The following is a 21,596-nucleotide window of genomic DNA, read 5'->3' on the forward strand; positions in this document are numbered from 1 at the left end:
TCCATGTGAGGGCGGGCGAGTCGTCAGGACGGCGCGCTGAGCGCATGACCCACACCTGCTGGGACTTGAGCGCGCGCTTGGCGCCCAGGACGCGCCTTGCGATCTACGGGCTACTGCGGCGGCAGATCTATCCCCAGCTGCCCTCGCCGCGGTGCTCATCGGAGTCACGGTCGAGCCCGCCGACACGCCTCTACCTGGAGTTGCCCCGCTTCCATGGACGGTCTGCGGGTAGTGATCAGTCGTTCATGAGCATCTTCGTCGCTTCGTATTCGATGGGGGAGAGGTAGCCCAGGGCTGAGTGGCGCCTGGTGGGGTTGTAGAAGCCCTCGATGAAGTGGAACACGGCCATGCGGGCTTCGGCTTGGGAACGGAAACGACGCCGGTCGAGTAGTTCGCACTCGAGGGTGGCGAAGAACGCCTCTGCCATGGCGTTGTCATAGGCGTCGCCGACCGAGCCTGTGGACGGACGCACGCCGGCTTCGCGGCAGCGCATCCCGAAGGCCACAGAGGTGTATTGGCTGCCCTGGTCGCTGTGATGCACGACATCGGCTGGCTTCCTCGTGGCGACGGCCATGTCGAGTGCGTCGAGCACCAGGCGCGTCCGCAGGTCTGTGGCCATCGACCAGCCGACGATGCGGCGCGACCAGGCATCAAGCACGACGGCCAGGAACAAGAAGCCTGCCGCGGTCGGCACGTAGGTGATGTCGGCCACCCACAGCAGGTTCGGCCCTGGTGCGGTGAAGACCCGGCCGACGAGATCGTTGGCCGGCCTGTGTGTCGGCTCGCGCCGCGTCGTGGTCGGGAAACGTCGCCGTGACACACCGCGCAGCCCGTCCTGGCGCATCAGCCGCGCCACACGCTTGCGGGCGATCGCGGTGCCCTCGGCTTGCAACTCGGCATGCACCCGCGGGGCGCCGTAGGTGCCGTGTGAGGCCACGTGGATCGTGCGGATCCGGCGCAGCAGGATGGCGTCGGCCCGGGCATGGGCCGAGGCCGGCCGGCTGCGCCAGGCGTAGAACCCAGAAACGGAAACCCGCAGCACACGGGCCATGACACGGATGGGGAATTCGGCCTGGTGCGCGATCATGAATTCGAAGACCCCGACGGGGTCTTGTCCTTCGCGAACCAGGCCGCCGCCTTTGCCAAGATGTCGCGCTCCTGGCGCAGCCGATGGTTCTCACGGCGGAGCTTGCTCAGTTCCTCTCGCTCGGCGCTGGTCGTACCGCCGTCGCGGCGCTGGCCGGCATCGCGCTCCGCCTGACGGACCCAGTGCGCGATCGACTGCGCCGTCGGCTCGAACTCGCGAGCGAGGTCCTCGGGCGTTCGACCTGATCGGACCAACTCCACCATTTGCCGCCGGAACTCCGGCGGGTAGGGCACTCTGAACCTGGGCATCTCGAACACCTCCGTCTCAAGCCTCGGGGTGTCCACAAAACCGGGTCAACTCCAACCGCGTGGTTCGAGCGCCGGTGCAAACCCGAACGAATGGCGGCTTCTGGGGGAGGCGCGGACACCCGCCCGCGACCGACATCGGCGCAAAGCCGCCCCGCAGTCTGCCTGCCTTTACGCGAGCCAGCGCTACACCCTTGATCCCTCGTTGATCGACCTTCGTCCGCCCGCCCATTAGTCGTCCCCGCCCGCCGCAGCGCGCTCGCTGCGGCGCAACCCCGGGGACCGCATGCCGCTGCATCCGCTCAAGGCCGAGACGACCGCGCGTGGCGCACGGATGCTGCGCACGGCCTTCGGTCCCGGCATCGCGACATGGCTCGAGGACCCCGCCGTCGTCGAGGTGATGCTGAACCCCGACGGCCGTCTCTGGATCGACCGCCTCGCTGAGGGCCTCGCCGATACCGGCCGCTGTCTCTCCTTCTCTGACGGAGAGCGCATCATCCGCCTCGTCGCGCACCATGTCGGCGCCGAGGTGCATGCCGACCGCCCCTGCGTCTCCGCGGAGCTCCCCGAGACGGGTGAGCGCTTCGAGGGCCTGCTGCCGCCCGTGGTCGCCGCCCCGGCCTTCGCGATCCGCAAGCCCGCCGTCGCGGTCTTCACCCTGGAGGACTATGTCACCGCCGGCATCATGACGGCCGCCCAGGCCGCCGCGCTGCGCACCGCCGTCGCAGAGCGCCGCAACATCCTCGTCGCCGGGGGCACCTCCACCGGCAAAACCACACTCACCAACGCCCTGCTCGCCGAAGTGGCGCGCGAGGGCGGGCGCGTTGTCCTCATCGAGGACACCCGCGAGCTCCAATGCCGAGCGCCGAATCTGGTCGCGCTGCGCACCAAGGATGGCGTCGCCTCGCTCTCCGAACTCGTCCGGCGCGCGCTCCGCCTGCGCCCCGACCGCATCCCCATCGGCGAGGTGCGCGGCGCCGAGGCGCTCGACCTCCTCAAGGCCTGGGGTACGGGCCATCCCGGCGGCATCGGCACCATCCATGCCGGCTCCGCCGTCGGCGCACTGCGCCGGCTCGAGCAATTGATCCAGGAAGCCGTCGTCACCGTCCCGCGAGCCCTGATCGCCGAGACGATCGATGTCATCGCCGTGCTCGCCGGCCGCGGCGCCGAGCGCCGCCTCGCCGAGCTCGCCCAGGTCCGCGGCCTGACCGCAGCCGGCGACTACGACCTCACCCCCACAGGAGACATCCCATGACGCCCACGCTGTGCACGCGCCTCGCCGGCGCGGCCGCCTTCACGCTCTGCCTCGCGCTCGCCGCGCCCGCCCACGCCGCCGGCTCCAACATGCCCTGGGAGCAGCCGCTGCAGCAGGTGCTGGAGTCTATCGAGGGGCCGGTCGCCAAGATCATCGCGGTGATCATCATCATCGTCACCGGCCTGACGTTGGCCTTCGGGGACACTTCGGGCGGCTTCCGGCGGCTGGTGCAGATCGTCTTCGGGATCTCGATCGCCTTCGCGGCGTCGAGCTTCTTCCTGTCCTTCTTCCAGTTTGGCGGCGGGGCGCTGATCTGATGGCCGTGCCGACCGATCCCGTGCCGGGCTTCTCGGCGCCGGTGCACCGCGCGCTGATCGAGCCGATCCTGCTCGCCGGCGCCCCGCGTGCGGTCGCCATCGCCAACGGCACGCTCGCCGCGGCGATCGGGCTCGGGCTGCGGCTCTGGGTCGCGGGCGTGCTGATCTGGCTGGTCGGCCACCTCGCCGCCGTCTGGGCGGCGCGGCGGGATGCGCAGTTCGTCGAGGTGGCGCGCCGGCACCTGCGCTATCCCGCCTGGCTCCGCGCGTGAGGCGGCGGTGCTGAACCTCGCCGAGTACCGCCGGAAGCCCCAGACCCTCGCGGACTTCCTGCCCTGGGCCGCGCTCGTGGCTGCCGGCGTCGTGCTGAACAAGGATGGCTCCTTCCAGCGCAGTGCGCGCTTCCGAGGTCCGGACCTGGACAGCGCCACACCGGCCGAGCTTGCCGCGACCGCCGCGCGGCTGAACGGCGCGCTGCGCCGCCTCGGCTCGGGCTGGGCGGTCTTCGCGGAGGCGCAACGCGTCCCGGCGCGCGGCTACCCCGCCAGCACCTTCCCCGACCCGGTCTCCGCCCTGGTCGACGCCGAACGCCGCGCCCAGTTCGAAGAGGCCGGCGCACATTTCGAGAGCAGCTACGTCCTCACCTTCGCCTGGCTTCCGCCAGCCGACGATGCCGCCCGCGCTGAGGGTTTTCTCTATGAGGGCACGGAGGGCGCCGATGTAACGAGTGGCCGCGAGGCGCTCAGAAACTTCATCGACCGCACCGACCGCGTGCTCGACCAGATCGAGGCCTTCGTGCCGGAGGCGCGCTGGCTCGACGACACCGAGACGCTGACCTTCCTGCACTCGACGGTCTCGACGCGCCGCCACCTCGTCCGCGTGCCCGAGACGCCGATGCATCTCGACGCACTGCTAGCCGACCAGCCGCTGGTGGGTGGCCTCGCGCCACGGCTCGGCGACGCGCATCTGCGCGTGCTCAGCATCATCGGCTTTCCGAGCGCGACCTTCCCCGGGATCCTCGACGAGCTCAATGCGCTCGCTTTCGAGTATCGCTGGTGCACCCGCGCCATCTGCCTCGACCGTACCGATGCGCAGAAGCTGTTGACGCGCATCCGCCGCCAGTGGTTCGCCAAACGCAAGTCGATCGCCGCGATCCTCAAGGAGGTGATGACCAACGAGCAGAGCGTCCTGCTCGACAGCGATGCTGCCAACAAGGCTGCCGACGCCGACGCGGCGCTGCAGGAGCTCGGCCAGGACATCGCTGGCTGGGCCTATGTGTCGGCGACCGTGACGGTCTGGGACGAGGACGTCCGCGCCGCCGACGACAAGCTCCGCCTGGTCGAGAAGGTCATCCAGTCCCGCGACTTCACCGTCATCCGGGAGGGTGTGAACGCCGTCGAGGCCTGGCTCGGCGGCCTGCCCGGCCACCTCTACGCCAATGTCCGGCAGCCGCCGATCTCGACGCTGAACCTCGCCCACATCGTCCCGATCTCGGCGGTCTGGGCCGGGCCGGAGCGGAACGAGCATCTCGGCGGCCCGCCGCTCTTCCATGCGCGGACGGAGGGATCGACGCCGTTCCGCTTCTCGCTGCACGTGGGGGATGTCGGGCACACGCTGGTCATTGGCCCGACCGGCGCGGGCAAGTCGGTGCTGCTGGCGCTGATGGCGCTGCAGTTCCGCCGCTATGCGGGCGCACAGGTCTTCGCCTTCGACTTCGGCGGCTCGATCCGCGCCGCGGCGATCGCCATGGGCGGCGACTGGCACGACCTCGGCGGCGCGCTAGGCGGCGACATGGCAGAGCCGGTGGCGTTGCAACCGCTCGCGCGGATCGACGCGCCGGAGGAGCGCGCCTGGGCGGCGGAGTGGATCGCGGGCCTGCTCGCCCGGGAGGGCGTCGCAATCGACCCGGCGGTGAAGGACCATCTCTGGTCCGCACTCACCTCCCTCGCCTCCGCGCCCACCCATGAGCGCACCCTGACCGGCCTTGCGGTGCTGTTGCAGTCCCAGGCGCTCAAGCGCGCGCTCGAGCCCTATACCCTCGCCGGCCCCTGGGGCCGCTTGCTGGACGCCGAGGCGGAGCGGCTGGGCGAGGCCAAGGTGCAGGCCTTCGAGACCGAGGGGCTGATTGGCACCGCCGCGGCACCCGCCGTGCTCGCCTATCTCTTCCACGCCATCGGCCGCCGCCTCGATGGTCGGCCGACGCTGATCATCGTCGACGAGGGCTGGCTGGCACTGGACGACGCCACCTTCGGCGCGCAGCTGCGCGAATGGCTCAAGACGCTCCGCAAGAAGAACGCCTCGGTGATCTTCGCGACGCAGTCGCTGGCAGACGTCGACGGGTCCGCCATCGCGCCGGCCATCATCGAGAGCTGCCCGACGCGCGTCTTCCTGCCGAACGAGCGCGCGCTGGAGCCGCAGATTGCCGCGATGTATGCGCGCTTCGGGCTGAACGACCGGCAGACAGAGATCCTCGCTCGCGCGACGCCCAAGCGCGACTACTACTGCCAGTCCCGCCGCGGCAACCGGCTCTTCGAGCTGGGGCTGTCCGAGGTCGCGCTCGCCTTCTGCGCCGCCTCCTCCAAGACCGACCAGGCCGCCATCGCCGAGACCCTGGCCACCCATGGCCGCGCCGGCTTCGCGCGGGCCTGGCTGCTACGCCGTGGCCTCGACTGGGCCGCCGAGCTCCTGCCCGACCCTCTGGAGGATATCGCTCCATGATCCGCCGCCCGCTTCGCGCCGCGCTGCTCGGCGCGGCCGTCCTCGCGCTGCCACTCCCCGTCACGGTCACGCCCGTCCAGGCGCAGTGGACGGTCTTCGACCCGTGGAACTATGCGCAGAACATCCTCTCCGCCGCCCGCGCGCTGGACCAGATCAACAACCAGATCGCCTCGCTCCAGAACGAGGCGCAGATGCTGATCAACCAGGCCCGCAACCTCGCGAGCCTGCCCTACTCCTCGCTCATGCGGCTGCAGCAATCCTTCGCGCGCACCCAAGCGCTGATCGCCCGCGCCCAGCGCCTCGCCTACGAGGTCACCGACATCGAGCGCGCCTTCACCCAGGGCTATGGCAGCGCGGCCTCGCTTGGCTCCAGCCAGCAGATGTTCGCCAATGCGCGCGAGCGCTGGCAGACCTCCGTCGCCGGATTCCAGGACGCGCTGATGACCCAGGCGACCGTGGTCGGCAACCTCACCGGGACCCGCGCCGAGATCGAGGCGCTGATCGGCCAGAGCCAGGGCGCGACCGGCGCGCTCCAGGCGGCGCAGGCGGGCAATCAGCTCCTGGCCCTCCAGTCCCAACAGATCGCCGACCTCACTGCGCTGCTCGCCGCACAGGGCCGTGCCCAGGCGCTGGAGGCCGCGCGCGTGGCCAGCGGCGAGGAGCAGGCGCGCGAGCAGCTGGAACGCTTCCTCGCCCCGGGCGCCGGCTACCAGCCGGGCTCGGCGCAGATGTTCCATGGCCGCTGAGGCGGGGTCGTGGCGCCGCATCCTCGCGCATCTCGGGACGTGCCATGAACGGCACCGGCGTCATCGACCGCTTCCTCGACGTCTTCACCCGCTACATCGACAGCGGCTTCGGGCTGCTCGGCGGCGAGGTGGCCTTCCTCGCCGCGACGCTCATCGTCATCGACATCACCCTCGCCGCACTGTTCTGGGCCTGGGGCGCCGACGACGACATCATCGCACGCCTGATCAAGAAGACCCTCTTCGTGGGGGTCTTCGCCTGGATCATCGGTAACTGGAATTTTCTCGCCCTGGTCATCTTCGACAGCTTCGCCGGGCTCGGCTTGGTCGCCTCGGGATCGACCATCACGGCACAGCAGCTGCTCCAGCCGGGACGCGTCGCGCAGGTCGGCCTCGATGCGGGGCGGCCGCTGCTCCAGGCCGTCTCCGGGCTCATGGGCTACATCTCGTTCTTCACGAACTTCGTCCAGATCGCGATCCTGATGTTCGCCTGGGCGATCGTGCTGCTGTCGTTCTTCATCCTGGCGATCCAGCTCTTCGTCACGCTGATCGAGTTCAAGCTCACGACGCTGGCGGGCTTCGTGCTGGTGCCCTTCGGGCTGTTCGGCAAGACCGCCTTCCTCGCCGAGCGCGTGCTCGGCAATGTCGTCTCCTCCGGCGTGAAGGTGCTGGTGCTGGCCGTCATCATCGGCATCGGCTCGACGCTCTTCGCGCAGTTCACCGCTGGCTTTGGCGCGAACCAGCCGACCATCGACGAGGCGATGTCCATTGTGCTCGCGGCGCTGGCGCTGCTGGCGCTCGGCATCTTCGGGCCGGGCATCGCCAACGGGCTGATCTCCGGCGGACCGCAGCTCGGCGCGGGCGCGGCCGTCGGGACCGGTCTCGCCGCCGGCGGTGCCATGGTCGCCGGCGCCGCGGCCGTGCGCACGGGCGCGGCCGCGGTGGGTGCGGCGGGCTCCGCCATCGGCGCCGGCGCGCGGGGCTCCGCCTACGCGCTCGGCGCCACCAGCACCGCCTACCGCAGCGGCGGCGCGTCCGGCGTGGCGATGGCCGCAGGCTCGGGCGCCATGAGCCCGCTGCGCAGCGCGGCGGGCAGCCTTCGCGCGAGCCACGCCGCTGGCGGCGCGGTCGTCTCCGGCGGCGCCTCGCCACCGGCTGACCCGCCACCATCCTCCGGCGCCCCCGCCTGGGCCCGCCGCATGCGGCGCGGGCAGGCGCTGAGCCACGGCGTCACCACCCTCGGCCATGCCATCCGGTCCGGCGATGGAGGCGGCGCCGGCTCCTCCATCCGCCTCTCGGAGGATCGCTGATGTTCCGCCGTCCCTCCGTCCGCTACGGGCGCACCCCCGAGCCCGAGACGCCCTACCAGCGCGCCGCCCAGGCCTGGGACGAGCGCATTGGCTCCGCCCGCGTCCAGGCACGCAACTGGCGGCTCATGGCACTCGGCGAACTCGCACTGATCGCCGGGCTCGCCGGCGCCCTGGTCTGGCAGTCCGCCCGCGGCACCATCGTGCCCTGGGTCGTGCAGGTGGACCGGCTCGGCGAGGCGCAGGCGGTCGCTCCCGCCATCGCCAACTTCCGCCCGACCGACCCGCAGATCGCCTGGCACCTCGCGCGCTTCACCGAGCAGGTGCGCGGCATCGCCGCCGACCCGATCATCGTCCGCCAGAACTGGCTGCGCGCCTATGACTTCGCGACCGACCGCGGCGCGCTCGCGCTGAACGACTTCGCCCGCGCCAGCGATCCCTTCGGCCGTGTCGGCCGCCAGCAGGTGGCCATCGAAGTCTCCAGCGTCATTCGCGCCTCCGACGACAGCTTCCGCGTCGCCTGGATCGAACGCACCTACGAGAACGGTCAGCTCGCAAGGACCGAACGCTGGACCGCGATCCTCACCATCGTCGTCCAGCCGGCGCGCGATGCCGAACGCCTTCGGAAGAACCCGCTCGGCATCTTCGTCCACGCCATCAACTGGTCGCGGGAGCTCGGGCAATGAGGCACGCACACCCCACCCTGGCGCTCGTTCTGCTCGGCCTCGGCGCCTGCGCCTTCCGCCCGCCCGAGATCAGCTACGACGACGAGCCGATCCAGGCGACGCAGATCCCCGAGCCGCCCCGGCCGGTCGAAATCGTCGAGGTGCCGACGCCGCTGCCGCTCCCGGGCCAGCTCCAGCGCATCCCGCCCTCGCGCCGCACGCCCGAGCCGCCCGATCCCACCGTGCGCGTCAACCTGGCCAATGCCGCCGCGCGCGTGCAGCCGGTCCGCGCGGGTTTCATCAATGCCGTGCAGGTCTACCCCTTCACGCCGGGCGCGCTCTATCAGGTCTACACCGCGCCCGGCCAGGTCACCGCCATCATGCTGCAGGAGGGCGAGACGCTGGTCGGCAACGGCCCCGTCGCCGCCGGCGACACGGTGCGCTGGATCATCGGCGACACCGAGAGCGGCACCGGTCCCACACGCCGCGTGCACATCATCGTCAAGCCGACGCGGCCCGACCTCACCACCAACCTCATCATCAACACCGACCGCCGCACCTACCTGCTGGAACTGCGTTCGACCGAGCGCACCTACATGGCCTCCGTCTCCTGGCAGTATCCGCAGGACGCGCTGATCGCGCTGCGCCGGCAGAACGCCGCGGCCCCTGTCGAGCAGGGCCTCGATCTCGCGCGGCTGCGCTTCCGCTACGAGATCGAGGGCGACAGCCCGGCCTGGCGGCCGCTCCGCGCCTTCGACGACGGGCGGCAGGTCTTCATCGAGTTCCCGCGCGGCATCGGCCAGGGCGAGATGCCGCCACTCTTCGTCATCGGGCCGGAGGGTGAGGGGCAGCTGGTCAACTACCGCGTCCGGCAGAACTTCATGATCGTCGATCGTCTCTTCGCCGCCGCCGAACTGCGTCTCGGCGACCGGCAGCAGCGCGTGCGCATCGTGCGCACCGACGGCCGGGCGCGATGAGCGGGACGGCGCCGGACCGGGGCGGGAGCGAGCGTGACATCGCCGCGGCGCTGCGCCTGCGCCCCGATCCGCCGCGCGTGGTGCGGCTCTCCCGGCGGGTGCTGATCGGGCTTGGCGTCGCGGCAGGGCTCGGCATCGGGGCGGCGCTGATCGTCGCACTCCAGGGTCGCAGCGGCGGCGAGGGGCCGCGCGAGCTCTACAGCACCGATCGGAACCCGCAGGCCGACGGTCTCGCGACCTTGCCGCGCGACTATGCCGGCATCCCGCAGCTGGGGCCGCCGCTGCCGGGCGATCTCGGTCGGCCGATCGTGCGGGCGCAGGAGCGCGGCCAGCCGGTGGCGACGCTGGCGGTTCCCACGACCGCCGATCCGGCCGAACAGCGGCGGCTGCAGGAGATCGAGTCGGCGCGCACGAGCCGGCTCTTCGTGCAGGTCGACGCGCGGGGGGAGCCGCTCGGCGCTGCGCCCGCCGGACCGCTGGCGGCGGAACAGGGCGCGATGCCGATCGGCCCCGACGCCACCGACCGGCGGCTCGCCTTCCAGGGCGGGCCTGCCGACCGCCGCACGACCTCGCCGGATCGGCTCCAGGCGCCCGCCAGCCCCTTCGTAATCCAGGCCGGCAGCGTCATCCCCGCGGCGCTGCTGACCGGCCTTCGCTCCGACCTGCCCGGCCAGATCACCGCCCAGGTCACGGCGAACGTCTTCGACAGCCCGACCGGGCGGCACCTGCTCATCCCTCAGGGCGCGCGCCTGATCGGCGCCTACGACAGCCGCGTCAGCTTCGGGCAGCGCCGCATCCTGCTCGTCTGGAACCGGCTGATCCTGCCCAACGGGCGCTCCATCGTGCTGGAGCGCATGCCGGGCGCCGACGAGGCAGGCTACGCGGGGCTCGAGGACGGCGTGGACTACCACTGGGGGCGGCTCTTCCTCGCCGCGGGCCTGGCGACGCTGCTGAACCTCGGCCTGGAACTCGGCCGCGACGACGAGAGCGATATCGCCCGCGCCATCCGCGAAAGCGGCCAGGACACGGTCGGCCGCGCCGGCGAGGAGATCGTCCGCCGGCAGCTCTCCGTCCCGCCGACGCTGACCGTGCGCCCCGGCTTTCCTGTGCGCGTCATCGTCCACCGCGACCTCGTGCTCGAGCCCTATGGAGGCTGATCCATGCCGAAGCTGAAGCTCGGCCCGATCCTCGACGACCGCCCGGTGAAGCTCAGCGTGGAGCTGCCTGCCGAACTGCACCGCGACCTCGTCGCCTACGCGGAAGCGCTCTCGCGCGAGACGGGGCAGCAGGTCGAGCCGACAAAGCTCGTCGCGCCGATGCTGGCGCGGTTCCTCGCGAGCGACCGGGGCTTCCGCTCGGCACGCCGGCCCGCGCCTCGATCGCGCGGGCCACAGGCTCAGTCAGCGCGCGATCCCTGAGTCGCACGCAACTGCGCCAGGAAACGACGCAAGGCGGGGTTGTCGCGTTTGGGGTCCCAGTACGCCGCGGCCTCTACCATCGTCGGCCCGGTCTGGTCGCCAACGGGCCGGAACACGACGCCCGGATAGGACGCGCCTGACGCGGATTCAGCGAGCACGGCGACGCCAAACCCCGCGCCGACCAAATTGAACATGCCCTCCCGACTGACATCATGCGCTGCGAAGCGAGCTGTCGTCCCAGGCGGCAGCAGTCCTTGGACCGTGATGCGGGCCTCTGGTCCGGAACCACGCGACGTGACTATGAATGTCTCGTCCACCAAGTCCCGCCATCGAATGAAGTCGGCGTCGGCAAGGGGATGGCGTTCGGGCAAGGCCACCATGCCGGCCTCTTGCCAAAGCGCCAGGCGATCCAGCGCCGCCTCATCCATCGGCCCCAGCAGCAATGCGAGATCCACCTCGCCGCGGCGCAGGGTCAACAGGAGTTCATCGCGGCTTCCCTCACGAAGCCAGATCTCGACGCCTTGGTTCTGCTCGACGAACCGCATCAGCGCCTCTCGGAACCGTCCGATCGAGGCCGAGAAATATGTGCCTATCACCAATCGGCCCGTCGCTGCCGATCCAGCCCCCCGCGCCCGCAATACGGCAGATTGCAGGCCGCCGAGCACGCGTGTTGCCTCAACAAGAAACTCGTCGCCGGCGGCTGTCAGCTTCACGCCCGACGGACGCCGCTCGAAGAGCGATACCCCGAGCCCGTCCTCAAGCGCCCGAATACTGCGGCTGACGGCCGAAACAGTTCTGCGCGCCTCGCGTGCCGCCAAACGGATGCTCCCGGTGCGTGCGACCAAGATTGCCAACGACATTCCACGCAGGTCAATTTCGCCCCGAAGTGGTTCGCCTCGTTTCGGCCGCTGTAGCCGTTGCGGCACTTGCCCCAGCCTCCAATGCCGGCCGACCCCGATCCCGGTCGTGCGCGGGCCTTGGAGCGCGCTCCAGACGCGCAGGACCGGCCTTCATCTTCTACGATGACGGGAGCATGCCGAACTCAGTTGTCCGTGTGCAATCACAAACGAGATGAAATAACCGTGCCCGAGGTCATCGGTTCTCGGCCCGCTGCTTGCGGTCCTCGGCTGCAGCGTGGGAACCCAGGCCTCGATTGCAAATCCGTAAAGAGCATCGCCAACACATTCACCCGCGCGGTTCGGCGCTGATCCCGCTGTGTCGCAGTCCTCCTCCGGACCGTGAGGCGCGCCTCGCCGAGGGCGCCGCTGGCGGCTCGCGTTCGGAAAGACCCTGCAGGATCGGGCACTCGGGCCGGCCATCTCCGTGGCAGGCTTTGGCAAGGTGTCGCAGAGTCTCACCGACTGCCTGCAACGTCCTGACTTTCTGTTCGATCGCCGCGAGATGGCCAAGGGCGAGACGTTTTACATCCGCACTGCTTCGCTCCCTGTCTCGCCACAGGCCAAGCAGCTCCTCGATCTCCGCGAGCGGGAAGCCAAGGTCGCGAGCATTTCGGACGAACCTCAGCGCGTGCACATCCTCGGGTCGGTAGACGCGGTAGCCGCTTTCCGTCCGGGTCGCGGAGGGCATCAGTCCTATCGCCTCATAGTGGCGGATCATCTTCACCGAGACACCGGACGCCTTGGCCGCATCGCCGATGTTCATCACCGTCCCTCCACCGCCGTGGCTGCGGCGGGTTGGAAACGCCGCAGCCTGAGTGCATTCGCCAGCACGAAGACGCTGCTCAGCCCCATCGCCCCCGCCGCCAGCATGGGCGAGAGCAGCGTGCCGCCGAAGGGCCAGAGTATGCCCGCCGCGACCGGGATCAGCGCAACGTTGTAGGCGAAGGCCCAGAACAGGTTCTGCCGGATGTTCGCCATGGTGGCCCGGCTGATCCCGAAGGCCGTCGCCACCGCGCCGAGGTCGCCCGACATGAGCACCACGTCCGCGCTCTCAATGGCGATGTCCGTGCCGTTGCCGACCGCGAGGCCGACATCAGCGGCGGCGAGCGCCGGCGCATCGTTGATGCCGTCACCGACGAAGGCGACCTTCCGCCCGCCCTCACGCAAGCCCTGCACGGCGGCAACCTTGCCGTCCGGCAGCACCTCGGCGACCACCTCATCGATGCCGAGGCCGCGGGCGATTGCTTCCGCCGTGCGCCGGTTGTCGCCGGTCACCATGGCGATGTGCAGCCCCTGCGCCCGCAGCGCGGCGAGTGCCGCCGGCGTCCCCGGCTTGACCGGGTCGGCGACCGCAAGCGCCGCGACGAGCCGCCCGTCCACCGCGGCGTAGAGCGGCGTGCGCCCCTGGTCCGCGAGCGCGGCGGCCGTGATGGCGAAGGGCGCGACGTCGAGGCTGAGCCGCGCCATGTAGCGGTCTGCGCCGACCGCGACGCGCCGCCCGTCCACCAGCGCGGTCGCACCGTAGCCGGGCACGGCCTCGAAGGCCGTTGCCTCCGGCAGGACCAGCCCGCGCGTCCGCGCCGCGGCGACGATGGCCTGGGCGACAGGGTGCTCGGACTGGGCCTCCACCGCGGCGACCAGCGTTAGGATCGCGGCCTCATCCTCGCCCGGCACGACCGAGAGGTCGGTCAGGGTCGGGCGGCCTTCCGTGAGCGTGCCGGTCTTGTCGAGAGCGACGACCTCAACGTCCCGCAGGGACTGAAGCGCCTCGCCCTTGCGGAACAGCACGCCGAGCTCTGCCGCGCGGCCGGTGCCGACCATGATCGAGGTCGGCGTCGCGAGGCCCATCGCGCAGGGGCAGGCGATGATCAGCACCGCGACCGCGTTGACCAGCGCGAAGGCGAGCGCGGGATCCGGCCCGAACACCAGCCACACGCCGAAGGTCAGCGCCGCGATGGCGAGCACCGCCGGGACGAACCACATCGTCACCTGGTCCACTAGCGCCTGGATCGGCAGCTTCGATCCCTGCGCCTGCTCGACCATGCGCACGATCTGCGAGAGCACCGTCTCCCCACCCACGGCGGTGGCGCGGAACCGGAAGGCGCCGGTACCGTTCACCGTGCCACCGGTCACGCGCGCGCCGGGGGTCTTCTCCACCGGCACCGGCTCGCCGGTGATCATCGCCTCGTCGACGAAGGAGGCGCCCTCGGTCACCTCGCCATCGGCGGGGATGCGCTCGCCCGGCCGCACCAGGACGATGTCGCCGGCGAGGAGTTGCGCGGCCGGGACCTCCTGCTCCTGCCCGTCGCGCAGCACGCGCGCGGTGGCCGGCTGCAGGCCCATCAGCCGCCGGATGGCCTCGGAGGTGCGGCCCTTGCTCCGTGCCTCGAGCCAGCGGCCGAGCAGGATCAGCGTGACGATCACCGCCGCCGCCTCGAAGAACACGTTGCGTGAGCCCTCGGGCAGCAGGGCGGGGCCGAAGGTCGCGACGGTCGAATAGGCGAAGGCCGCCCCCGTGCCGATCGCGACCAGGGAGTTCATGTCCGGTGCGGCGCGCAGCAGCGCCCGCCAGCCCTTGGTCTGGAAGCGCAGGCCGGGGACGAACATCACCAGCGCGGCCAGCACGAACTGAATCTGCCAACTCAGTGCGAAGCCGATGCTGTCGCGAATGGCGTGGTGGACGGCCACCGACAGATGGGCCCCCATCTCCAGCACCAACAGCGGCAGCGTGAGCACGGCGGCGAGGCCGAGGTTGCGCGCCAGGCCACGGATCTCGGCCGCGCGGGCGGCGCGTTCGCGGTCGCCGCGGTCGGCCGGGGCCTCCGCGCCGAGGCGCTCGGCGCCGTAGCCGGCCGCTTGCACGGCCGCGATCAGCGCTGCAGCATCGACAGAGGGCAGGTGCGCGACGCGCGCGCGGTTGGTCGCGAGGTTCACTGCGGCCCCCGTCACGCCGGGCACGGCCTTGAGCGCACGCTCGACGCGACCGACACAGGAGGCGCAGGTCATGCCCTCTATCGCGAGGTCGGTCGCCTCGGTGCCGACGCCGTAGCCGGCCTGGCTGACGGCGCCGAGCACCGCCGGCAGGTCCGGCGTGCCGTCGAAGCGGATTTCGGCCCGCTCGGTCGCGAGGTTCACGGTGGCTGAGGCCACGCCGGGCACGGCGGCGATGGCCCGCTCGACGCGACGGACGCAGGACGCGCAGGTCATGCCCTCGATCGGGACCGAGAGCATGGCGTCCGGCGAATCGGAGGAGGAGGCCGCGGTCGCGGGCGTCCACTCCTTGATGTTGGTGTCGGGGGCCATCGTGCGTGCTCCTGCCTCAGGCCTTTACGGTGTTCGCGTAGCCGGCGGCGGCTATGGCGGCCGAGAGGCTCGCCACGCTCGCGCTGCTGGTCACGCCGATGCTGTGCGTGGCGAGCTCCGCCTGGACCTGCGCCGCCGCGTCAACCGATTGCACGGCCTGCGTGATCGTCTTCACGCAGTGGCCGCAGGTCATGGCGGGAATGTCGAAGCGCTGCATGTGTGTCTCCTGTTCAGCAATTGCTGGAGACGCCTTCGTCACCCCTCCCACGTTGGGAGGGTCAAGCGGAATCTCAACCCTGATGTCGCCTTGCGCGGCTGGGCATCGGTGAACGTCATCATGATGCGCCGCACTGCGTTCGTTCTCTGCCATTTGCGGCAGGGAGGCTGCTGTACCAGGCGATGACGACGCACTGCGGCGTTGCCTGCGCGACTTTGGCGCCTGATCCCGGCGCACCAGCGAGCCTCCCGTTTTGCAATACTTTGTCATGATCGGGAAAAGACCCGTTCGCGTGGGGTCGTCATACCCATCCGCACAGGGGCGACGCGGAAGGGGATTCAGTGCTGATCCGGTTAATCTTGGCTGCCGTGCTGGCGGGCGGTATCGTCACGGCGCACGCCAGTCCGTTGCGCGACGCTTTCGAGGCTGCGGCTGCACTGAACCCCGAACTGCGGACACTCGAGGCGCAGCGTGCAGCGATCGATGCGCGACTGCGCGGCGCCAATGCGCTGACCCCAGGCGCCCCCAATGTTGGACTCGGCTACACCACCGATCGTTTCACCCAGAACCGTGGCTTCCGTGAAGCCGAACTGGAAGTAGGCGTCCCGGTGTGGTTGCCGGGCCAGTCCCGCGCGCAGCGTGGTCTCGCCGATGCTGAAGGCCAACGTCTTGCGGCGCAGATTGCGGCCCGCCGTCTGGCCATCGCCGCTGAGGTTCGCGATGCGTACTGGACCTGGGCGGCCGCGGAGGCCGCCCTGGCCGCGGCACGAACGCGAACGGCGAGCACCGCGGCGCTGACGCGCGACGTCACGCGCCAGGCTCGGGCCGGCCAGGTCTCTCGGGCGGAGGAACTGCTCGCGACCGCAGATGCCAGGGAAAGCGAGGGCGCATTGCGCGAAGCCGAGGCCTCTGTCCGCGAGGCACGGATCGCGTTTCGCGCGCTGACCGGACGTGATCCCGCGCCTGGATCCCAGGAAGTGTTGCGCGACGCTGCCGCGCCTGCCGAGCATCCCCGCATCGTCGCCGCACGGCTCGGGCTCGACGTCGCCCGCGCCGGCATTCGAATTGCCGAGGTCGAAGATCGCGAAAGCCCGGAGATAGGGGCGTTCATGCGGCAGGAGCGCGACGACCGTGATTCCGGATGGGACACCCGGTTCGGCGTGCGCGTGCGGATACCGTTCGCTCATCCGCCGCGCAATGCGGAACGACGCGCGACCGCGCAGGGTGAACTCACCACCGCAACCGCAGAAGCCGGTGCGGTCGATCGCCTCATTGCCGCGGAACGGGATCGGGCCCGCGCAGCCCTCGCGGATGCGCGGGCCGCCGCCCGCCTGGCCGATCAGCGCCATGCGGCGCTCGCGGAAGCCGCGAGCCTGGGAGAGCGCGCGTTCCGTGACGGCCAGACAACCCTCGCGGAGACGCTAAGGCTGCGGACCAGCCTTGCCGGCGCCGATGCCGATCGTCGGCGGATGCAGGTGGCGGTCCGCCAAGCCATATCACGCTACAATCAAGCGATCGGGGTCGAACCATGAAGCGTGCCACGTATCTGTTCCGCCGCCTGGTTGCCACTGCCGCCCTCGCACTGCTGGTCGCGGCGCCGCCTGCGCTTGCCCATCCCGGTCACGGAGACGAGCCACCTCCGCCCGCCAACGCCGCTCCGCGTGCGATCGCGCATTCCGACATCTTCGATCTCGTCGGCGTCCTCGGTCCGGATGCGCGCCTGTGGCTCTACCTGGACCGATACTCATCCGCTGAGCCGATCGACAATGCCGAGATCAGCGCCACGCTCGACGGGCAACCCGTCCAGGTCACCCGCAGTGCGGAGGCGACCTATGTCGTGTCCCACCCCCTGCTCGGGCAGGCGGGTCCGCGCAGCCTGATCTTCACCATCACCGCAGGGTCCGATGTGGATCTGCTGCCGCTCGAGATCGAGGTCCCCGCCGTTGCGACCGCGGCCGCGGCAGCGCCGGGCTGGCGCGAAACAGCGATTCGCGCTGCTGTGGAGCCTATGGTTTGGGCTGCGGGCCTCGCGCTGCTTCTCCTGGGCGTTCTCGTTGGCAGGGTCGCAGCACCGCGCAACCTCCCGCCGCTGGTGGCGGCGGACACCGTCCCGCTCAAGCCCCGCGTCGAACCGGCCTTGGAAACGCCACACAAGGCCGCTGCCGGTGGCGTGCCGGCGCGGGCAGCAGCTGCCCCGATGGCTCTAGTCCTGGCACTCGTGGCACTGCCGGTCCTGGCGCAGCCGTTGGACCAGCCGCGCCGCCAGCCGGACGGCAGCGTCTTCGTCCCGAAGCCGACGCAGCGACTGCTCGGCGTACGCGCGACGATCGTCGATCGCGCCGACGCACCAGTGTCACTACAACTGGTTGGCCAGGTGATCGCCGATCCGAATGCGTCCGGGCGCGTTCAGGCGCCCCAGGCCGGCCGGGTGGAATCGCCGGAGGGTGGATTTCCCGCCCTCGGCAGCCGTGTCGAGCGCGGGCAAACCCTGGCCTATGTGGTTCCGGTGCTCGGGGCGCAGGAGCGCAGCGGGGTGCAGGCGACCCTTGCCGAGCTCGATTCTCAGATCGGCATCGCCCAGCAACGGACCCAGCGTCTTGCGGGCCTGGCGGGCAGCGTCTCCACACGCGAGATCGCCGAAGCACGCGCGGAACTCGACGGGCTGCGCGCCCGTCGGGCAGCGGTGGCCGAGGGCCTCAATGGCAGGCTCGCCGTCCAGGCCACCGCGTCCGGCTTCATCAGCGTCGCGGCCGCCCTCGGCGGTCAGATCGTCGATGCGCGCGAACCGCTCTTTGAAATCGTCGAGCCGACCCGACTGTGGGTCGAGGCCGTAGCCTATGATGGCGGGATGGTTGCCGACATCGCTGGCGCCAGGGCGACGACCTCGGCGGGACTCACCCTGGACCTTGCGTTCATCGGTCGCGGCCTCGCCTTGCGCCAACAGGCGGTTCCCCTGCAGTTCCGAATCGTGAACGCTTCGCCCGGCCTGTCGGTGGGAACGCCGGTGACCGTCACGGTGCAGACGAATCGGCGTGCAGCTGGGATCGTGCTTCCCGGCGAAGCCGTGATCCGCAGCGCGGAGGGTCCGCCCATCGTCTTTGAGATGACGACGGCCGAGCGCTTCGTGCCGCGCCCGGTGCGCGTGCAGCCGCTGGATGGACGCAACGTGCTCGTCCTTGCCGGTCTCGACTCGGGAAAGCGTGTCGTCACTGAAGCGGCCAGCCTCATCGCGCAGATCCGCTGAGGGCCGCATCGGATGTTTAACTTCCTCGTCTCCACGAGCCTGCGCAACCGGCTCTTCGTGCTCGCAGCGGCGGCCATCCTTGTTGTCTATGGGTCGCTCACGCTCCGCCAACTGCCCGTTGACGTTTTCCCGGACCTCAACAAGCCGGTGGTCACCCTGCTGACCGAGGCCGAGGGATTGGCGCCCGAAGAGGTCGAGCTCCTGGTCTCCTTCCCGATCGAGACTGCCCTCAACGGCATGCCTGGTGTGACCCGCGTGCGATCGGTGTCCGGGGTCGGCCTGTCGATCGTTTTCGTCGAATTCGACTGGGGTACCGATATCTGGATCAATCGCCAACAGGTGGGCGAGCGGCTGTCGCTCGTGCGCTCGCAGCTGCCGCCGAATGTCGTGCCGCAGATGGCGCCGGTCTCCTCGATCATGGGCGAGATCATGCTCGTGGCCATGTCCACCGATGGGCGGGCGAGCCCGATGCAACTGCGCGAGCTGGCCGACTGGGTCGTGCGGCCACGCCTGTTGACCATCCCGGGCGTCAGCCAGGTGATCCCGATCGGCGGTGAGGTGAAGCAGTATCGCGTGACCCCGGACGTGTCCCGCATGCATGCGCTCGACATCACGCATGACCAGATCGTCACCGCCTTGCGGCAGTTCGGAGCCAATAGCGGCGGCGGCTACGTCGATCAGGCGGGTCGCGAATACCTCATTCGCAACATTGGGCGCACGACGCGGATCGAGGATCTGGCTAATGCGCCCATCGCGCTGCGGAATGGCCAGCCCATACTTCTTCGCCAGGTCGCCGGCGTGGACTTCGCGGCACGCTTGCGCCGCGGTGAGGCCGGCAGCATGGGGCGGCCCGCGGTGATCCTGTCGATCCAGAAGCAGCCCAACGCCGATACGGTCGTCGTCACCCGCGCGGTCGAGGAAGCGCTGCGCGAACTGCAGCGCGTCATGCCGGCGGGCGTCACTGCCGACAATGTGCAGTTCCGCCAGGCGGACTTCATCCAGGCGTCGATCGGCAATGTCCAGACAGTGCTTCTGGAGGCCGTCGCGGTCGTCGCGGTCGTGCTGTTCCTGTTCCTGTTGAACGTGCGGACCACGGCCATCTCGCTCACGGCCATCCCGCTTTCGGTGCTGATCACGGTGGTCGTCTTCCACCTCCTCGGCCTGTCGATCAACACCATGACCCTGGGCGGCCTGGCGATCGCGATCGGCGAGCTGGTGGACGACGCGGTGGTGGATGTCGAGAACGTCTTCCGGCGCCTGCGGGAGAACCGGGAAAAGGGCAATCCCCTGCCGGTCTTCACCGTCGTCGCGAAAGCAAGCCAGGAGGTGCGGTCGGGCATCGTCTACGCGACGATGATCGTGATCCTCGTCTTCGTGCCTCTGTTCGCGCTATCCGGCATCGAGGGCCGGCTGTTTGCGCCCCTCGGCGTCGCCTACATCGTCTCGATCATGGCGTCGCTGATTGTGTCCATCACGGTCACGCCGGTGCTCTGCTACTATCTGCTGCCGCGGATGAAGCGGATGGACCACGGCGACGGCTGGATGGTGCGCAAGCTGAAGGCCGGAAACGAGCGCGCGCTGCTATGGGCGTTCCGGCGCGAGCGGCTGATGTATGTCATGGCCGGTGGCGCTATCGCGGTCGCGGTGGCAACATTGCCATTCCTGCCGCGCGCCTTCCTGCCGCCCTTCAACGAAGGCACGCTCACGATCAGCCTGCAGTTCCAGCCTGGCATCAGCCTGGCCGAGGCCAACCGCCTGGGCACGGCCGCGGAACGGCTGATCATGCAGGTGCCTGAGGTGCGGTCGGTTGGCCGAAGAACCGGCCGCGCCGAACTCGATGAACATGCTGAAGGCGTCCATTCCTCCGAGATCGACGTCACGCTGCACCCTTCCAGCCGTGGCAAGCAGGAGATTGCGGCGGATATCCGTGCGCGCCTCGGAATCATTCCCGGAAGTCTGAATATCGGCCAGCCAATCGGACACCGGCTCGACCACATGCTCTCGGGCGTTCGGGCGGAGATCGCGCTGAAGATCTATGGCGACGACCTCGACACCCTGCGCACCATCGCCGAGCAGATGCAGCAGCGATTGGCCGGAGTGGCAGGCTTGCGCGACCTGCAGATCGAACGGCAGGTGCGTGTCCCGCAGCTGCAAGTGACGGTCAATCACGAACGCGCGGCGCTTCATGGCGTCTCGGCCGCGACCATCGGCCAGGCGGTGCAGGACATGTCCGGCGGCCAGGTCGTCAGCGAGGTTGTCGACGGTGCCCGCCGCTTCGACCTTGTCATGCGGCTTGCCGACCAGGACCGCACCGGCAGCGGGCTGTCGTCGATCATGATCGAGACACCGGGTGGGCGTGTTCCCCTCTCGCTCCTGGCCGAGGTTCGCGATACCGACGGTCCGAACCAGATCCTGCGGGAGAATGGGCGCCGACGCATCGTCGTGCTGGCAAATACCGATGGCAGCGACACAGCGGCGATCGTGCAGCGCATCCGCACCGAAATGGCCAATGCGCCGCTCCCGCCGGGCTACTTCTTCGCGCTGGAAGGCACATTCCAGGCGCAGGAGGAAGCAACCCGCCTGATTGCGATGCTCTCACTTGTCTCGCTGACGCTGATCTTCATGGTACTCTACAGCCGATATCGCTCAGCAGTCTTGGCGCTGATCATCATGGGTAATGTGCCGCTGGCGCTGGTGGGCGCCATTGCGGCGCTTTGGATCGCGGGCCAGCCGCTATCGGTCGCCTCCATGATCGGCTTCATCACGCTGGCTGGTATCGCCGCACGCAATGGGATCCTGAAGGTCAGTCATTATCTGAACCTGGCCCTGCTCGAGGGCGAACCCTGGGGCCTCGGGCTCGTCGTGCGCGGTAGTCTCGAGCGCCTCACGCCAGTGCTCATGACGGCGCTGTCCGCCGGCTTTGCGCTGATCCCGCTCATGATCGGCGCGAGTGAGCCGGGCAAGGAGATCCTACACCCCGTCGCCGTCACGATCTTCGGCGGACTGGTCACCGCGACGTTGCTCGACACCTTCCTCACGCCCCTCCTGTTCCATCGCTTCGGCAGGCCGGCGCTCGCGAGCCTGATGGATCGCCAGCAGGAGATGAAGGTTGCCGAGGCCTACTGATTCGATGAAAGGACA

Annotated in this window: 18 protein-coding genes; 13 read left to right on the top strand and 5 right to left on the bottom strand. The window is 69.8% G+C overall.

All coding sequences use genetic code 11. The annotated features are described in order from the left end of the window. Positions 1–235: 235 nt before the first annotated feature. A protein-coding gene (locus MWM08_RS07755) for an IS3 family transposase (protein ID WP_244459925.1) occupies positions 236–1,395 on the bottom strand; the annotation gives its coding sequence in 2 pieces (ribosomal slippage) (positions 236–1,134 and positions 1,134–1,395; 1,161 coding nt in all). Between the two features lie 283 nt (positions 1,396–1,678). On the opposite strand from MWM08_RS07755, the gene trbB reads away from it, so the two are divergent. The 10 genes from trbB to MWM08_RS07805 are packed head-to-tail and all read left to right on the top strand — an operon-like array spanning position 1,679 to position 10,792. After that, positions 1,679–2,647 (top strand): P-type conjugative transfer ATPase TrbB, encoded by a 969-nt coding sequence (trbB, locus tag MWM08_RS07760; protein WP_244458881.1) that lies wholly within the window; start codon positions 1,679–1,681, stop codon positions 2,645–2,647. Beyond that, positions 2,644–2,964 (top strand): TrbC/VirB2 family type IV secretion system protein, encoded by a 321-nt coding sequence (locus MWM08_RS07765; protein ID WP_244458882.1) that lies wholly within the window; start codon positions 2,644–2,646, stop codon positions 2,962–2,964. The genes trbB and MWM08_RS07765 overlap by 4 nt, the downstream gene beginning before the upstream one ends. After that, on the top strand, positions 2,964–3,236 hold the full coding sequence (locus MWM08_RS07770; RefSeq protein ID WP_244458883.1) for a VirB3 family type IV secretion system protein: 273 nt from the start codon (positions 2,964–2,966) through the stop codon (positions 3,234–3,236). The genes MWM08_RS07765 and MWM08_RS07770 overlap by 1 nt, the downstream gene beginning before the upstream one ends. 7 nt (positions 3,237–3,243) lie before the next feature. Further along, the gene (gene trbE, locus MWM08_RS07775) at positions 3,244–5,682 is read left to right on the top strand and encodes a conjugal transfer protein TrbE (RefSeq protein ID WP_244458884.1); all 2,439 of its coding nucleotides are present in this window, start codon (positions 3,244–3,246) and stop codon (positions 5,680–5,682) included. Further along, on the top strand, positions 5,679–6,428 hold the full coding sequence (trbJ, locus tag MWM08_RS07780; protein WP_244458885.1) for a P-type conjugative transfer protein TrbJ: 750 nt from the start codon (positions 5,679–5,681) through the stop codon (positions 6,426–6,428). Before trbE ends, trbJ begins: the two co-directional genes overlap by 4 nt. A gap of 44 nt (positions 6,429–6,472) precedes the next feature. Next, positions 6,473–7,735, top strand: a complete 1,263-nt coding sequence (trbL, locus tag MWM08_RS07785; RefSeq protein WP_244458886.1) for a P-type conjugative transfer protein TrbL — start codon at positions 6,473–6,475, stop codon at positions 7,733–7,735. Further along, entirely contained in the window at positions 7,735–8,418 is a 684-nt protein-coding gene (gene trbF / locus MWM08_RS07790) for a conjugal transfer protein TrbF (RefSeq protein WP_244458887.1), read from the top strand. Before trbL ends, trbF begins: the two co-directional genes overlap by 1 nt. Continuing rightward, positions 8,415–9,374 carry a P-type conjugative transfer protein TrbG gene (gene trbG, locus MWM08_RS07795; protein WP_244458888.1) on the top strand — a complete coding sequence of 320 codons (960 nt, stop codon included), beginning with the start codon at positions 8,415–8,417 and terminating at the stop codon, positions 9,372–9,374. The genes trbF and trbG overlap by 4 nt, the downstream gene beginning before the upstream one ends. Next, a complete protein-coding gene (locus tag MWM08_RS07800; RefSeq protein ID WP_244458889.1) occupies positions 9,371–10,531 on the top strand; it encodes a TraB/TrbI/VirB10 family type IV secretion system protein in 1,161 nt (386 codons plus the stop codon). Before trbG ends, MWM08_RS07800 begins: the two co-directional genes overlap by 4 nt. Before the next feature lie 3 nt (positions 10,532–10,534). After that, on the top strand, positions 10,535–10,792 hold the full coding sequence (locus MWM08_RS07805) for a DUF2274 domain-containing protein (RefSeq protein WP_244458890.1): 258 nt from the start codon (positions 10,535–10,537) through the stop codon (positions 10,790–10,792). Here the strand turns inward: MWM08_RS07805 and MWM08_RS07810 are convergent. The 4 genes from MWM08_RS07810 to MWM08_RS07825 all read right to left on the bottom strand — a co-directional run bounded on the left by MWM08_RS07810 (position 10,771) and on the right by MWM08_RS07825 (position 15,211). Next, positions 10,771–11,652: a LysR family transcriptional regulator gene (locus MWM08_RS07810; RefSeq protein ID WP_255751392.1), complete on the bottom strand. Its 882-nt coding sequence runs from the start codon at positions 11,650–11,652 to the stop codon at positions 10,771–10,773. The genes MWM08_RS07805 and MWM08_RS07810 overlap by 22 nt on opposite strands. 325 nt (positions 11,653–11,977) lie before the next feature. Continuing rightward, positions 11,978–12,454, bottom strand: coding sequence for a Cu(I)-responsive transcriptional regulator (cueR, locus tag MWM08_RS07815; protein ID WP_244458892.1), 477 nt, complete (start codon positions 12,452–12,454; stop codon positions 11,978–11,980). After that, the gene (locus MWM08_RS07820) at positions 12,454–14,994 is read right to left on the bottom strand and encodes a heavy metal translocating P-type ATPase (RefSeq protein WP_279323239.1); all 2,541 of its coding nucleotides are present in this window, start codon (positions 14,992–14,994) and stop codon (positions 12,454–12,456) included. Before MWM08_RS07820 ends, cueR begins: the two co-directional genes overlap by 1 nt. A 16-nt stretch (positions 14,995–15,010) precedes the next feature. Beyond that, positions 15,011–15,211: a heavy-metal-associated domain-containing protein gene (locus MWM08_RS07825; protein ID WP_244458893.1), complete on the bottom strand. Its 201-nt coding sequence runs from the start codon at positions 15,209–15,211 to the stop codon at positions 15,011–15,013. A gap of 368 nt (positions 15,212–15,579) precedes the next feature. Between MWM08_RS07825 and MWM08_RS07830 the strand changes: the two genes are divergently transcribed. The 3 genes from MWM08_RS07830 to MWM08_RS07840 are packed head-to-tail and all read left to right on the top strand — an operon-like array spanning position 15,580 to position 21,581. Next, complete coding sequence (locus MWM08_RS07830; protein WP_244459927.1) at positions 15,580–16,743, top strand: TolC family protein; 1,164 nt, start codon at positions 15,580–15,582, stop codon at positions 16,741–16,743. Continuing rightward, complete coding sequence (locus MWM08_RS07835) at positions 16,740–18,455, top strand: efflux RND transporter periplasmic adaptor subunit (RefSeq protein ID WP_244458894.1); 1,716 nt, start codon at positions 16,740–16,742, stop codon at positions 18,453–18,455. The genes MWM08_RS07830 and MWM08_RS07835 overlap by 4 nt, the downstream gene beginning before the upstream one ends. A 12-nt stretch (positions 18,456–18,467) precedes the next feature. Further along, complete coding sequence (locus MWM08_RS07840; RefSeq protein ID WP_244458895.1) at positions 18,468–21,581, top strand: efflux RND transporter permease subunit; 3,114 nt, start codon at positions 18,468–18,470, stop codon at positions 21,579–21,581. Positions 21,582–21,596: the final 15 nt, after the last annotated feature.

This window comes from Roseomonas fluvialis (assembly GCF_022846615.1).
Lineage (GTDB): Bacteria > Pseudomonadota > Alphaproteobacteria > Acetobacterales > Acetobacteraceae > Neoroseomonas > Neoroseomonas fluvialis.